This is a genomic window from Bacteroidota bacterium (genome assembly GCA_030706565.1).
Classification (GTDB): Bacteria; Bacteroidota; Bacteroidia; order Bacteroidales; family JAUZOH01; genus JAUZOH01.
Window position 1 is genome coordinate 1 of record JAUZOH010000058.1, and the last position, 14,608, is coordinate 14,608.

The following is a 14,608-nucleotide window of genomic DNA, read 5'->3' on the forward strand; positions in this document are numbered from 1 at the left end:
ATTAGAATTACCGGCAGGTTCCAAGATACTTACATTTGCCTATGATACCGGTGAACGCTATCTTTCCGTCATAGATTTATTTTAAGAGTTTAGATGTTCAATGATATGCCTTTGAGTGATTCCATTTTTTCCATAAAAACAACAGCCGAATTTGAAAGTTCTGTCCTTGAAACATTTCATTTTCAGGCAAAAGAGAATCCTGTCTATAGACAATACCTGGAGAACCTGCATAAACAGGTTTCCGGAATAAAAAAGATGGAGGATATTCCTTTTCTGCCCATAGAATTTTTTAAAACTCAAACTGTTGTCAGTGGGGAACTGAAACCTGAAATTATTTTTACCAGCAGCGGAACTACGGGCATGGCCACAAGCCAACATTACGTTTCGGAGCTTTCCATTTATGAGGAAAGCTTTCTCAAAGGTTTTGAAATTTTTTACGGACCGGTAAATCAATTTTGCATTTTGGCTTTGCTCCCATCCTATCTCGAACGCCAGGGATCATCGCTTATTTATATGATGGACAGCTTAATTAAAAAAAGCAATCATCCGGATAGTGGTTTCTACCTGAATAATCTGGATGAATTGGTCGATAAGCTTGAAAAACTTGAACAAGAAGGACAAAAAACATTATTGATGGGCGTTTCCTTTGCACTTCTTGACCTGGCCGAAAAATACAAATTAGAACTTCATCAGACGATTGTTATGGAAACCGGTGGTATGAAAGGAAGGCGAAAAGAAATCACCCGTGAAGAATTACATTCTGTTTTAAAGGAAAAACTGGGCGTTTCAGGAATACATTCAGAATATGGAATGACCGAACTTTTGTCGCAGGCCTACTCAAAAGGAGAAGGCAGATATTATTGCCCGCCCTGGATGAAGGTTATCATACGCGACCCTTATGATCCTTTTGCCTGCCTTCAGAGGGGAAGATCAGGAGGCATCAATATCATTGACCTGGCTAACCGTTATTCCTGTGCCTTCATTGAAACCAAAGACCTTGGGAAAATAAATCCCGATGGCAGCTTTGAGGTACTTGGCAGAATGGACAATAGCGATCTGAGAGGCTGTAATCTACTGGTCATATAAGATTTTTATGATTGTTTAACCCTTTTTTGCATAAGTTCTTTTTATCTTTAAAATCAGATTTTTTAAAAAATAACTTTTTAACAACCAGATTATGAAAGGAATACTAAAATCAATTATTTTATTACTTATTGCAGGAACAACTTTTAATGCAGTTTCGCAAGCCCAGACCAAAACAAGCGGAGCCTGGACAAAAGCCAAGTCAGCCAAATGGTTTAACAACCATCAATGGCTCAACGGATTTAAAGCCAAGCCTCATGAAACCATCAACCAGATTGCTTTTGCTGAAGCCTATCACAAAAACAAGGCAATGTGGGATAAAATCTTTACCTTCCTCAAAAACAATGACCTGGAAAAACTTGCTCCCGGTAAATATCCCATTGATGGCGAAAACGCCTTTGCCAACATTACAGAATACATCCCCCGCGAATTGGCCGACACGAAATGGGAAGCTCACCGTAAATACATCGATTTTCAGATGATGATTCAAGGAAAAGAAAAAATGGGTATAGTACCTTTGGCTAAAGTTCAACCCGGCCCTTATAACGACAGCAAGGATGTTGCCAGTTTTTCAAGTAATCAGGGTAAATATTATATTGCCCAGCCCGGTACTTTCCTGTTGTTTTTCCCTTCAGACGGACATCGTGCCAGTATTAAGTCCATAGCGGGAAGCACAGATAAGGTTAAAAAGATTGTTATCAAAATTAAAGCCGACTAACAAAATTGATTGCAAAAAATATTCACTGCTAATTAAAAAACCGCTTAACTTTTAAGTTAAACGGTTTTTTTATCTCATCTGCAAAGGGCTTGCTTAATAAGCCCTGCGGTGTTTACCTTCAATAAAATCAATAAAAGCATTATTGACTACCCTGTTTCCTCCGGGTGTAGGATAATTTCCGGTAAAATACCAGTCACCCAAATCATTCGGGCAGGCCTTGTGCAAATTATCAATAGACTGATAAACCACTTCCACTTCAGCTTCCACATCTTTATCAGTCAATAATTTGGTAATTTTTTCACTAACTTCATCATCAGTGAAAGGTGCATAAATTTCCTTCACATAATTGACAATCTGTTCTTTGGGAAGATGCTGCTGAGCCTTTGATTTATTGTAAACATCATTGATCACCGATTCCCTTCCGGTTTCCCTTAGCAAAGTTATAGCTGCCTTAAAAGCAATAAAATCATCAAACTTGGACATGTCTATGCCGTAACAATCCGGATAACGTATTTGGGGAGAGGAAGAAAGTACCACAATCTTTTTGGGGCCCAGCCGGTCCAGGATTTTAATGATACTTTGCTTTAAGGTTGTACCCCTGACAATGGAATCATCAATAATAACCAGGTTATCTACTCCCTTTTTAATTGTACCATAGGTAATATCGTATACATGACCGACCAAATCCTTACGGCCCTTATCCTGACTGATAAAAGTACGAAGTTTAATATCTTTTATCGCTATTTTTTCAATTCTAGGCCGTGCATCCAGAATTTTAGTCAGATCTTCCTCAGATATTCTCCTGCCGATTTCGACAATCTTGCGTTTTTTCTCGTTGATCATAAAATTTTCTACCCCTTTCAGCATGCCATAGAAAGCGGTTTCAGCCGTATTGGGGATAAAGGAGAAAACCGTATGTTCCAGATCATAATCAACGGCCTTAAGAATAGCAGGGGTAAGCAATTCCCCGAGTTTTTTACGTTCCTGATAAATATCTACGTCACTTCCTCTTGAAAAATAAATTCTTTCAAAAGAACAGGAACGGCGTTCCTGAGATTCAAGAACCTTCTCATGAGTAACCTCCCCATTTTTACGGATAATTACTGCATATCCCGGAGTGATCTCATGTACATCCTCAGCAGGAACGTTAAAAACAGTCTGAATAACCGGCCTTTCAGAAGTAACGACAGCAACCTCATCATTATGATAATAATAAGCCGGCCTGATGCCCCATGGATCACGAATCACAAAAGCATCTCCGTGCCCGACAATACCAGAAATAACATAACCTCCATCCCAGCGCTTACTGGATTCATGAAGAATATTTTTTATATCAAGATTTTCCTGTATAAGTTCAGAAATTTCGACGTTTGAATAGCCTGCATCTTTATAGATACGGAAAAGACGTTGATTTTCTCCATCCAGAAAATGACCGACATTTTCAAGAACGGTTACAGTATCTGAAAAATCCTTGGGGTTTTGTCCCAAATCAATTAATACCTTAAATAAATCGCTAACGTTGGTTAAGTTAAAATTCCCGGCCATGACCAGATTACGAGACTTCCAGTTATTTTGGCGCATCACCGGGTGGACATTTTCAATGTTATTTCGGCCATAAGTGCCATACCTCAAATGCCCAAGGTATATTTCAGAAGCAAAAGGGACATTTTCTTTAGCCCATTTGGCATCCCGGAGCAAATCAGGACTTTTAATTTCTTTTTTCTTAAAATGAGCATAAATTTTACGAAAAACATCATCTATAGGAGAGGCTTCAATGGAACGATGACGAAAGATATACTTATTGCCGGGTGGCAGGTCAAGTTTTACTCCGACAACTCCGGCACCATCCTGTCCGCGGTTATGCTGTTTCTCCATCAGCAAATACAACTTCTCCAGCCCATACAGCCAGCTGCCGTATTTCAATTGATAATATTCAAGTGGCTTTAGCAATCGAATCAATGCTATTCCACATTCATGTTTTATCTGATCACTCATTTAATTAACGGTACTTTATTGTCACTTCAATTAATAATCAAGTTTTGGGTAATTAATCCTATCGTTCACAATAAAAGCATAACGAAAACTTTGTACAATTTGTTTATAAAATTTCAATGCGTCGTTACGTGTCCTAAAATCACCCACATATACCTTGAAATTGGGAGTTGTAAACAATAAATATGAAGGAACATCAGGATAAAGATTGGAAAATTGCGCTCTAACCTCCATGGCATTTTGACGGGCATCTTTGCCTGATTGGGAAAAAATACGAATTCTGTAACCCGGTATTCCCTGTTGTTGTGAATTATTTTGAATATGCTTATCCAGAAGCTCTTCGATTCGTTTATCCTCAATAATTTTAACTCTGCCACATTCAGATTCTTCTTCTTGTAGTTTGTTAATAATATTTACAGATAATTTTCCACTTTCCGTTTGTTGAGAGTATGCACTTAAAAAACTGATGATGAAGGTTAAAAAAAACAGGATGAATTTATTCATAGTCAAACCTCATTTCTAAAATATGGTGCAAAAATACTACTTTTTCATCATTATTATAATAACGATTTTATCATATCTGATCCCAGATTATTTTTAATCGTATTTTCGCTGTTCACCGTTATTTTTCTTGCAAACAGGAATGATTTTACTTTGACGTAACCGTTCATCTTCACCTTAATGGTCGGCGCTGACAAGGTTTTCATTATCCTGAAAGCTCCCTGTAATAAACTGGGCATTGAAAGATCAAAGGTCAACTCCTGAACCTGATTGGATTTGGCGCCGATTACTATATCCTGTACATGATTTATACAACCAATATATTCCCCGTTCACCTCCAAATCTATATGAATATCATTAACTTTATAGGAAAAAATATTGGGGTTGGTAACAGGGATATATAAATTTACTGTAACTGACTGATTGGAAACTTTTTCAAGCTTAAAGGATTCGATTTTCCCTACTTTGATTTTTTCGACCAGGCTACAGGAATTACAAAGGGCCATCAGCCCCAAAGCACAGAAAGTTATTTTTAAAAATCTAAAATTCATAACCAAAGATTTTACCAAATGAAACATCAAACGTACATGAATTTTAAGTAATTGACAAATTGAAAAAATTAAAATTTTTTTTATCATCATGAAAAACGTAATCCAATGTTTAATTATGATGAGTTTTTAATATTCTATTTTAAGAAATGAATTATTTTTACAAAAGATTTATATAGAACTACATCATGGAAAAATTAAAAATATTTCTGCTTCCCTTATTTCTATTAGGAGCTTTTAGTGTCTGCAATGCTCAGAAAGGAAAATTATTAAAAGCCGATCAGATTTTTAATGCCGGAGAATTCTTTGATGCTGCCGATAAGTACAAAGATGCATATAATGATGTCAGTGATAAAACTAAAAAAGCAGAAATACTTTTCAGAATTGGCGAATGTTACCGTCTGACCAGTAATCCTGCAAAAGCAGAAATATGGTATGCAAAAGCCATCAACAAGAATTATTCCAATCCCCTTGTTTACCTGTATTTTGCCCAGGCAAAACTGATGAATCAGAAATATGACGAGGCAAAAGAACAGTTTATGAAATATAAGACGCTGGTACCGGATGATCCAAGAGGAGGAGATGGAGTACTTTCCTGTGAATTTGCACAAAAAATGATCAATAATCCAACCGGTTACCTGGTTGAAAATGTAAAAGCCATCAATTCCAAGGTCAGTGATTATTCGCCCGCTTTTGCCAGGGACGATTATAATGAGCTCTATTTTACTTCATCCCGAGACGAAGCTACGGGAAACAACAACCATGGGGCAACAGGACAAAATTTTGCAGATATTTTTGTCACCCGGAAAGATAAAAAAGGGAAATGGAGTATGCCCGTTCCCCTGACTCCGAATATCAACACAGAAGCTGAGGAAGGAACCCCATCCCTGACCAAGAATTTTTCAACGATGTATTATTCCACTTGCAATGAAAGCAAGAAAAGGATAATGGGTTGCCAGATCTTTTCATCTACCCGCGAAAATGACGACTGGACAAAAGGCAAGCCCATAGAACTGGGAGATGATTCTATAGTTATTGCCCATCCTGCTATTTCTCCGGATGAACTTACCCTTTATTTTGTTTCAGATATGCCCAAAGGATCGGGCGGCAAAGACATCTGGATGTGTACCCGTGCCAGTGTTTCCGACAAATGGGGGAAACCCGTGAACCTGGGGGATCAGATCAATACCCCTGATGATGAAGAATTTCCGTATGTTCATCCTGACGGAACTCTGTATTTTTCCTCCAACGGCCGTGTGGGCATGGGCGGATTAGATATTTATAAAGCCAAAAAAGATCAGGATGGAAATTGGAAAGTTGAAAATATGGGATCTCCCATCAACTCTTCTGCAGACGACTTCGGTATTACTTTCCAGGCTGATGAAGAAAGGGGTTATTTCTCAAGCAACCGGGGTGCTCATGGTGACGATGATATTTACTCTTTCGTCCTCCCCCCCCTAAGATTCAATATTTTAGGCGTTGTTAAAGATGAGAAAACTGATTCCATTGTCCCCAATGCTACCGTCAAATCAATTGGCAGCGATGGCATCACCGTGGATACGAAAACGGATAAAACCGGTACTTTCAGATTCAACCTCAAACCTGCAACAGATTATGTATTCATCGTTTCCAAGACTGGCTTCCTGAACGGAAAAGAACGTGAAACAACCAAGGGACTGGATAAAAGCAAAGATTTTAAAACCACTATCCTGATTTCTTCCATTGCAAAACCCATTGAACTGCCCAATATCTTTTACGATTTTGCCAAATGGGACCTGAGGCCTGAATCCATGGTGGCACTTGATAAATTGGTTGAAACATTAAATGACAATCCAAACATCACCATAGAATTGATGAGCCATACCGATTCACGTGGTACCGATGAAGACAACCTGATTTTATCGCAAAAGAGGGCCCAGTCGGTGGTTGATTACCTTATTTCCAAAGGCATTGCCCCAGACAGGCTTTCAGCAAAGGGATACGGAGAGTCTCAACCCATGGTAGTAGATAAAAGAACTGCCGCTCAATATATCTTCTTACCCGAAGGAACTTTACTGGATGACAAGTTTGTCGATAAACTGCCTTCTTCAGACCTGAAAGAAATTGCTTACCAAATCAACCGCCGTACTGAATTCAGGGTATTGTCGACAAATTATAAATCAAAGAAATAAATATAAAAACAGAGAGGTGTAAAATAATTCATCTCTCTGTTTCTTATATAATCTTCTGATTTTAGGATATGACGTATGCTGTTCTGAAAAAGGAAAGCATTAATCCTTTTATAGAGTATAGCATTTCATAAAATGCCTTCCTCTGATAGGATTCAGATAAAATATTTCACCATTAAAAATTTAGCAAAAACATCATAAGGCATTAACCGTAACCATCCAATCCTGACTATGGACAATATTTGCGGCAATGACGGTATATCTTACACAACCTTTGCTGAAATCGACCGGAACATTAGGCGCAGGATGGATTACAGCCCCCATAGGAACAGAAATCACCGGAACAATAAAAGATAAATCAGTGCCTTTAGGAACAGTAATTTTAATCGTGTGTTGAAGAGTATCAATTGAGGATGATTTCTGATTCTTAATGGTAAAACCATGAATATTCGCCTCTGAAGAGGAAATCTGTTTCACCCCATTCCAGACATTAGTGGAAGTTTTGACTGCTCCCTCCTTATTATATTGAAATGAACGGGTACCCACCACATTGTTACCCACATAAAAATTCATTTTTACGATATAACCCTGATGATCAAATATATTTTCACCTTCACTGTATCCGTAGGGAGAGATTAAGGTTCCCTTGGAATCATAATATTTCCAGTTCAACTGATCACCCTGGGCATTTTCCTGGTCCTTATAACAGGCAATTCCCTGCGGGCTATTTATAATTTTATAATTCTCATCCAGATTGTAATGGGCTATTGTGTGCTTAACGGGATCAACTTTAAAACCTGACACCCTAAAAGGGAAATAAGGAGAGACATCAACCCAATCACCCTTCACGTTTTTACGATGTTCAATAACCAGGGAATCCCGGTAATCCCAGTTGTATTCTGCTACGTTCCAAACGCCCTGCATGGGCTTCCCTTTATAATCATAATATTTCAAAGATACCTTCTGTCCCCTTTTATTGAATGTGGTTTCCTCAACATAAACACCTTTATAATTCGGGGAAGGTTCACCCTTCGCATTAAAATACCTGGCTGTTCTTTTTCCCGGAGTGTAAGTATAACAAACTTTTTCAGCACCCATGAATAAAAGGGGATGTATCGCCCAGCAATAATCCGTACCCTTTTCTTCAATGGAAACCAACTTGTTCTTATAATAAGTAAAACAATAATGGTTTACTTTTTTGGCCTCCTGAGCGGTAAGGGGATAATGCCCAATATAATCGAAATAGGGGCTCATGTGGTTTAACTTCAGGTGCCGGTAATACAATTTCTTTGTACCCTTTTGTCCTTGCCCATTTATTGATGCCGAAAAAATCAATGCGGTAAACAAAAGGCAAAAAATCAAAAAAAACTTTTTCATTCTTTAACGATTTAAAATCTAACTCATTATATATAAAACATTTATTAATTATTTCCTTTCACTAATCAGTTAGCTAATACAATAACCCATAATCATTCCTCTCAAAAAAAAAGAAATATAACTAATATTTTATGACTATTAGTTACATTTCTATCAATAAATATCATCTTTGTTATGGAACTATTAAGGACAAGAAAATCAAAATCCTATCAAACATCAAGTCCCCTTAATGCTAATTGAAATCTAGTTAGCCCCTTGAATCAATGCATCAAAGGCTTGCTGGTCAAAGACAGTATTATTACTCCGGTTGAAAATGGCACAGCCGTTATTGCCGGTTCCGCCGTTATCCCAGAAAAATGGAATTATTCCATTGGCTTTTGCCTGCCGGGTCACACATTTAAAGAAATAGGCCCTTGAAGCCAAATACAGGGTCAGGCTTTCGCCTGTCACCGTCAGAACTTATACTCCACTGAGGCGCATCACTGGTTATAATCAGGGTACCCACATTCCCGGCCTGCTTAAAGCTTAAACTTGAAACATTTGAAGTGAGCGAATAAAGATATGTAGACTGAGAAACAATCAATTGCACAGGTTTCGCGTTACCGGCCGAAATGGTTAATGTATCCACACGCTTTGCCAGGGTAGAACTGGCCATCAGAGTCACCTGCTCCTCACTTTTCTTGCCGGTTGTGCTCGTCAGAGATAACCAACCGGATGCGGGATTACTAATATTCCAGGAATCTGCATCAGTCTTAATGGTTATCGTGGTATCTCCACCTGCTTGCGGGAAATCAATCCTGACGGGACTTACCGATAATGAATCAACCTTTTCTTTTTCACAACCGCAAAGCAGACAAAAACCCAAGAGCCGGATGCTATAAATCAGGTTTTTAAAGGTTTTTCATTTTATTAAGGTTAATGGTTTTGGGGTTTGCTAAAAATTTTCAGATAATAATGTCAAATTTTTACCCGTTTATTTATTAGAACATTTTTAATCATTGAATATTGAACCATTTATAATGCGGTAAAAATAATCCAGGCCGCCAGAAGGCAAATTAGACTCTATAATTTTCCCATTTTTCATTTTAAGAATTTGCATATCCGTAAAACGGCTTAATTTTTTTGTAGGTGGAAAACCTTCATAAGCCTGCTGGTGAGTACCGGTAAAAGTCACCTCCACAACCACGAAATCACCTTCCGCAACTAAGTTGTTTATTTCAACTTTCAGATCGGGAAAAGCTTTCCGGTAATCAACCATGATTTGCTTTACTTCCAGGGCAGTCCGGACCTGATCTTCCGGTTGGAGATCATTCCAGTGTAAAACATGTTTTTCCGCAAAGACCTCATCAACCAAATCTATATTTCCTTTTCCCCAACCTTCCTCGTAAAAGCGTTTTATTATTTCTTTATTTGACATTTATTTCGAATTAATGAACAAAAATTTTCCTAAGAAAGGGATCCTTCAAAACAATTGCACTTTGCGGGCACATTTCCTGACAGCAATAACATTTGATGCATTTGTCATAATCATGAACAGGAACTTTAGTATGGTCTCCATCCGGCCAATTGACTGCTTTTCCTTCAACCGGGCAGCTGGCGATGCAGGTCCCGCATTTGGTGCACTTCTCCGGAATAATAACAGGTTTGGGGACAAGCTGTTCGTTAACAAACTGATAAATCTTTTTCTTTTGGGCTGCTTTTACCGGACTGCGGTCAACCACAAAGTCAGGTTGTAAAAAGCTTTTTAGCTCATCTCCGACAAGTTCTATTTCATCCCCGGAAAAAGTTCCCAGGCCGGCTTCACTGCCGATTAAGGTTGTAGGGACATTTTCAGGTTTGAGGTTAATCATCCGGCAGGCAGTGGCATCAAGGGCAACCGGGTCGGCTGAAAACAAGAGCACATTCATAGGCCTGGGAGTGCCTCCTCGCGGGCCATTGCCTTCCATGGCAATGATACCGTCCATAATAAAAAGGCGGGGCTTGATAAAAGCATTCAAATCTATCAGCATTCTTGTAAAATCAAAAGGATCCGGAAGTTTAGCATGAAATTCCGCTTTTCTCATTCCGACGATACATCCGAACTGATTCTTGACTGCGCCGGTAAACCTTTCAAGTCCGTGTGTTTTCATCTTGGGAAGACTGATTACCCCGTCAGCATCCAAAATCCCATTGGCAATATAAAACTTCTTGTTTTGTTTGCCCTCTGCAAAAAAGACTTCGCGGCCTTCTTTAAAATCGGCCAGGGGTATATTCATCCCGCCTGCAACTTCGGTAATCCCGGCTTTTTTAGCCGTACCACCAGGAGATCCGAAGCCGGGAGAATCGCCATACCTGAGAATGGCACCTTCAGCCGAAAATATTTCAGCAACAGATTGGAAAACTGAAGGATGCGTAGTGACGCATTTTTCAGGAGCTTCGGCAGCAAGAAGGTTGACTTTTAAAACTATCTTTTCGCCTTCCTTTACGAATTTACCGGCCCCGCCAATAAGCGCAATTCCTTTCTTAACCGCTTTCCTGACTTCATCCAATTCATAAGAATTACAACGAACTATCGCTACTTTACTATTCATAAATCATCGATTAAATTCTCTTTATACTTTGCCCTAAACGATTATACCCAATACAGTAAAAAGAAAAGCTTAACTGGAAAAGGATTTTAACTTCAAATCTAGTGAAGATAATTTAAAATTAGAGATACAAATGTTTATATTAGGTGTTTGATTTGTTAACGGAGAAGTAAATAAAAAATCATTTTAAGAAATATGTATGCTCCGATTTTATACAAATTAAAAATCAGAATTCCTTTTAATATAAGAGTTTGTCGTTTTTAAAATGTCTCTTAATGTGCTCATCTATTGAAGAACAACAAAGAAAGCTATTTTTGCTGAGTATCACTTTAATAAATTCATTAGCTTCATTTTGAGTTATCAGTTTTCTATGGATAGCCACGCTGAAAATATCTAAAGTGGTTAAATATGCTATTGAATTTTCTTCGCAAAACGGAATAATATCGCTAGTATTACTACTTGCAATAATATGTTGATTATGTTTGCAATAAATCAGACATGCCCTTTCACCTTCTCCTCTAATCTTGTCTTTTAATCGAACATATTCATTTAACAATTCAGTAGGATAAGATATTACGGTTACCTGCTTTAAAAGGAAAAGATTTTCAACAATTTTATTTACCGTCCTATTTTTTAACAATTCATTAAGCACAACATCCAACATCCTTAGTCGACCTGGATACAATTCAAACAGCAGACTTATTTTCCCTGCTTTAAACAGATGAATGATGACATCTGAATCTAAAAGTATCAAAACTTTTTCATTCACAGTCATTCTCAGCAGGTGAAAATGGATCAATATTTATTGCATTCAATAATTCAAGATAATAGGATTCGGAAATTTTTTTGTTTTGATATAACCTGTTGACAAGTGATCCATAGTCGCCAATAACTTTATTAAAATTCCCGGGTTTATATAATTTATCATCAAATCCAAGTTTTTTAGCTAAAAGTATCTTCCCGCTATTATATTTGTCAAAATAAGATGAATCGATGTACTTCAACTCACATAACCTGTATATCACTGCATTTACCGATAAACCATAATATTGCTGTATCCTGAATAATGTTTCATCACTGATCAAATTTTTCTTCTGCCGTTCGGCATTAGGAATTAATTGAATTATTCCGTTTTCGGGCATTAATAGACAAGCTGCAAAAAAATCGGCTTTTTTTTCTTCGTTATCTTTTTGTTGATCAAATAAACCTGTATTACATCTCTGAGAAATAAAATTTTCCTGAACAAATAAATGATAAATCTCATGACCAATTGTGAAATGCTGCTTCCCTAATGTATGATTTTGGTTTATTAATATAAAATGCAAGTCTTCACTTGCTTTTATGGCCATTCCACTAAATTTTTCAGTTAAGGGTTTAAATAGGGTAATTATATTTTTTTTTAGTAAAAGACTGTTTAACAGGATTGGATCAGTCGGACCATAGCCATTTTCACTTCTGAAGGTTGAAGCTTTTTCCCCAATCTCAATCCATAACAAGCTATTCTTTTTCATCGCTAATCTTAAGAATTTTCAAATAATTTTTGACTACTTTCTGGAATTCTGCAATACTTTTTATGTCTTGCTCTTCAATTCCTTGTTTACGAAAAGCAAATACCAAATTTGCTGTTTTGTCGACAGCATTGGCTTCAAGCAAATAATCTATTTCAATTCCAAAAAGATCAGCCAGTTTATTTAAATTGATCAAAGATATTTCTCTTTCACCACTTTCATATTTGCTTATTGTAGTCCTATCTACTCCCAGATAATTAGCAATATGATCCTGTGAAAAACCAAATCTGATTCGAAAATTTTTAATGTTATTGCCAATAATCCTCGCTGTTTCCATTTTTTAGTTTATTAATTACAAATCCAATATGTAACAAATTTAATCAATTTTTAATTTATAAAATAATATGTGCCAATAATATTAATTTTAATTATTTTAATTCTGCATAATTTTAAATAGTTCTTTTTCTATCGATTAATTAATTTTATGTTCTATTTTATGATATATATTTTACCCTACCCATAATTAAAAATCTGTCACATTTTATAAATATTTTATAATTTTTCCAGATATGTTATTAAAACTTTAAAAAGGGAAATATTCTTTAAAATTCCTTTAATGAATAAAACTTAACAGGGAAAATTCTTTTTCACTTCTCTCACAAACTCATTCATCTTTCTAAAATGTGAGCCTTCCCAAAAAATACCCCCGCAATCGCGGCAGCGGTAAAAATCATTATAATATTTTATGGTCAGGGGTTCCAGCTGGTCCATGATGCTATCCTTTTCCACAGCTTCCAGGGTTCCGTTGCATTTTACACAACGGCTAAAGGGATCAATAAATCTATATAAATCAAAGTATGATAATACATCCTTTACCTGCTCTTTGGGTTCCTGGCTGCGGACCCAGTAACCATGGGTCACTGTCTTCACTTTCAATAAGCCGATATCACGGGTTAGAATAATTCGATGTTCGGCAAGCGCTATGCGGATTATTTCATGATCATCATAATCTTTCCTGTAGACTGAGTCGAATCCAAGCGTGCGCAGGTATTTTACCAGTTTCCCTAAATGAACATCCAAAATAAACCGGGAATTTCGTAAAGGACGTTCCCTCAGATGGGTTGCACCTGAAATATCCAACTTCTCAAACACAGGATAAACGGAAACGTAATCGTTATTTTTCAGTTTGTAGGAGAAATCAACAGATTTGCCGTTTACCAAAATCAGATCCACCTCAACATGAGGCACACCGATCAATTCAATGGCATGCTTAACCGTTGGACTACCGTCAAACCAATAGGTAAAGGCAGTTTTGCGATAGGGGGCAGGGAAAAAATCGTTAAGTTCTTCATAGAACCTGAAAGTAGCCTTATTTGCAGGCATAATTCAACAATGAGAATTTGATTTAATTGTAAAGTTAAGGTTTTTCTATTTTATAATAACCTCATCATCAAATTTCTTGATAACTAGATGATTATCAATACAAATCTCCTGGATCTTTTCAGGACTTTATTAAGACATCATAACCATACCTTAAAATCATCAGGGTTACGATGACCAGAAAGACTATCCTGATGAAACCGTTCCCTTTCCTTAGGGCCAGCCTGCTACCGACAATACTCCCAATAATGTTACAAACCGCCATCATAATGGCCAGATCCAATAGAAAATGTCCCTGCCTGATAAAAACGATTAAGGCAGAAACATTGGTCACACAGTTTATCATTTTTGCATAAGCAGAAGCGGTCACGAACTCAAACCCCAATAAGATCACGAATCCCAAAACAAAAAAACTTCCAGTTCCCGGCCCAAAGAAACCATCATAAAAACCAACGACAATGCCCATGAGTGATCCATATATGGCCTGTTTGCTAAATGACAAAGATTTGGTTTGAACCGAACCCAACTCTTTTTTCAGGAAAGTATAAAGGGCAATCAATATCAGGATAACAAGAATAACAGGTTTCAGGGTATTTACATAAATGTGGCTTAACGACCTGGCTCCCAGGTTTGAAGAAATGAACGAGAAGAAAGAAATAATAAAAAGCAACTTGAAATTATATTTTATCTTTTGCGCATACTGGAAAGCTGCTACCGATGTCCCGGACAAAGCGGCTATTTTATTTGTTCCGAATAAGGTAGTCAA

The 14,608-nt window shown here is 37.2% G+C and carries 16 protein-coding genes; 4 read left to right on the top strand and 12 right to left on the bottom strand.

Annotated elements, in window-relative coordinates:
• Nucleotides 1-105 precede the first annotated feature (105 nt).
• Both Q8907_04960 and Q8907_04965 read left to right on the top strand, forming a co-directional pair.
• Entirely contained in the window at nt 106-1,086 is a 981-nt protein-coding gene (locus tag Q8907_04960; protein ID MDP4273612.1) for an acyl transferase, read from the top strand.
• 91 nt (nt 1,087-1,177) lie between these two features.
• Complete coding sequence (locus Q8907_04965; GenBank protein ID MDP4273613.1) at nt 1,178-1,801, top strand: YhcH/YjgK/YiaL family protein; 624 nt, start codon at nt 1,178-1,180, stop codon at nt 1,799-1,801.
• Between the two features lie 93 nt (nt 1,802-1,894).
• Here the strand turns inward: Q8907_04965 and Q8907_04970 are convergent, their stop codons facing one another.
• Genes Q8907_04970 through Q8907_04980 form a run of 3 tightly spaced genes read right to left on the bottom strand, consistent with a single transcriptional unit; the run spans nt 1,895 to nt 4,845 of the window.
• Complete coding sequence (locus Q8907_04970; GenBank protein ID MDP4273614.1) at nt 1,895-3,796, bottom strand: amidophosphoribosyltransferase; 1,902 nt, start codon at nt 3,794-3,796, stop codon at nt 1,895-1,897.
• A gap of 30 nt (nt 3,797-3,826) precedes the next feature.
• Nucleotides 3,827-4,297: an SPOR domain-containing protein gene (locus tag Q8907_04975; protein MDP4273615.1), complete on the bottom strand. Its 471-nt coding sequence runs from the start codon at nt 4,295-4,297 to the stop codon at nt 3,827-3,829.
• Nucleotides 4,298-4,350: 53 nt separating this feature from the next.
• On the bottom strand, nt 4,351-4,845 hold the full coding sequence (locus Q8907_04980) for an LEA type 2 family protein (protein ID MDP4273616.1): 495 nt from the start codon (nt 4,843-4,845) through the stop codon (nt 4,351-4,353).
• A gap of 185 nt (nt 4,846-5,030) precedes the next feature.
• Between Q8907_04980 and Q8907_04985 the strand changes: the two genes are divergently transcribed.
• Nucleotides 5,031-7,013, top strand: a complete 1,983-nt coding sequence (locus tag Q8907_04985) for an OmpA family protein (protein ID MDP4273617.1) — start codon at nt 5,031-5,033, stop codon at nt 7,011-7,013.
• Nucleotides 7,014-7,205: 192 nt separating this feature from the next.
• Here the strand turns inward: Q8907_04985 and Q8907_04990 are convergent, their stop codons facing one another.
• The gene (locus Q8907_04990) at nt 7,206-8,387 is read right to left on the bottom strand and encodes a hypothetical protein (GenBank protein ID MDP4273618.1); all 1,182 of its coding nucleotides are present in this window, start codon (nt 8,385-8,387) and stop codon (nt 7,206-7,208) included.
• A 255-nt stretch (nt 8,388-8,642) separates the two neighbouring features.
• On the opposite strand from Q8907_04990, the gene Q8907_04995 reads away from it, so the two are divergent.
• Nucleotides 8,643-8,804, top strand: a complete 162-nt coding sequence (locus tag Q8907_04995; protein ID MDP4273619.1) for a hypothetical protein — start codon at nt 8,643-8,645, stop codon at nt 8,802-8,804.
• Here the strand turns inward: Q8907_04995 and Q8907_05000 are convergent.
• From Q8907_05000 to Q8907_05035, 8 genes are all read right to left on the bottom strand, one after another.
• Nucleotides 8,785-9,252, bottom strand: coding sequence for a BACON domain-containing protein (locus Q8907_05000; protein MDP4273620.1), 468 nt, complete (start codon nt 9,250-9,252; stop codon nt 8,785-8,787). The two genes, Q8907_04995 and Q8907_05000, sit on opposite strands and share 20 nt — an antisense overlap.
• A gap of 126 nt (nt 9,253-9,378) precedes the next feature.
• A complete protein-coding gene (locus Q8907_05005; GenBank protein ID MDP4273621.1) occupies nt 9,379-9,804 on the bottom strand; it encodes an ester cyclase in 426 nt (141 codons plus the stop codon).
• Nucleotides 9,805-9,814: 10 nt separating this feature from the next.
• Nucleotides 9,815-10,957, bottom strand: a complete 1,143-nt coding sequence (locus tag Q8907_05010) for a DUF362 domain-containing protein (protein MDP4273622.1) — start codon at nt 10,955-10,957, stop codon at nt 9,815-9,817.
• Nucleotides 10,958-11,192: 235 nt separating this feature from the next.
• Entirely contained in the window at nt 11,193-11,729 is a 537-nt protein-coding gene (locus tag Q8907_05015; GenBank protein ID MDP4273623.1) for a hypothetical protein, read from the bottom strand.
• Nucleotides 11,716-12,465, bottom strand: coding sequence for an ImmA/IrrE family metallo-endopeptidase (locus Q8907_05020; protein ID MDP4273624.1), 750 nt, complete (start codon nt 12,463-12,465; stop codon nt 11,716-11,718). Before Q8907_05020 ends, Q8907_05015 begins: the two co-directional genes overlap by 14 nt.
• Complete coding sequence (locus tag Q8907_05025) at nt 12,452-12,799, bottom strand: helix-turn-helix transcriptional regulator (protein MDP4273625.1); 348 nt, start codon at nt 12,797-12,799, stop codon at nt 12,452-12,454. Before Q8907_05025 ends, Q8907_05020 begins: the two co-directional genes overlap by 14 nt.
• A gap of 290 nt (nt 12,800-13,089) precedes the next feature.
• Complete coding sequence (locus tag Q8907_05030; protein MDP4273626.1) at nt 13,090-13,845, bottom strand: Mut7-C RNAse domain-containing protein; 756 nt, start codon at nt 13,843-13,845, stop codon at nt 13,090-13,092.
• A gap of 118 nt (nt 13,846-13,963) precedes the next feature.
• The coding region (locus Q8907_05035; GenBank protein ID MDP4273627.1) for a TSUP family transporter at nt 13,964-14,608 on the bottom strand (645 nt) is incomplete at its 5' end.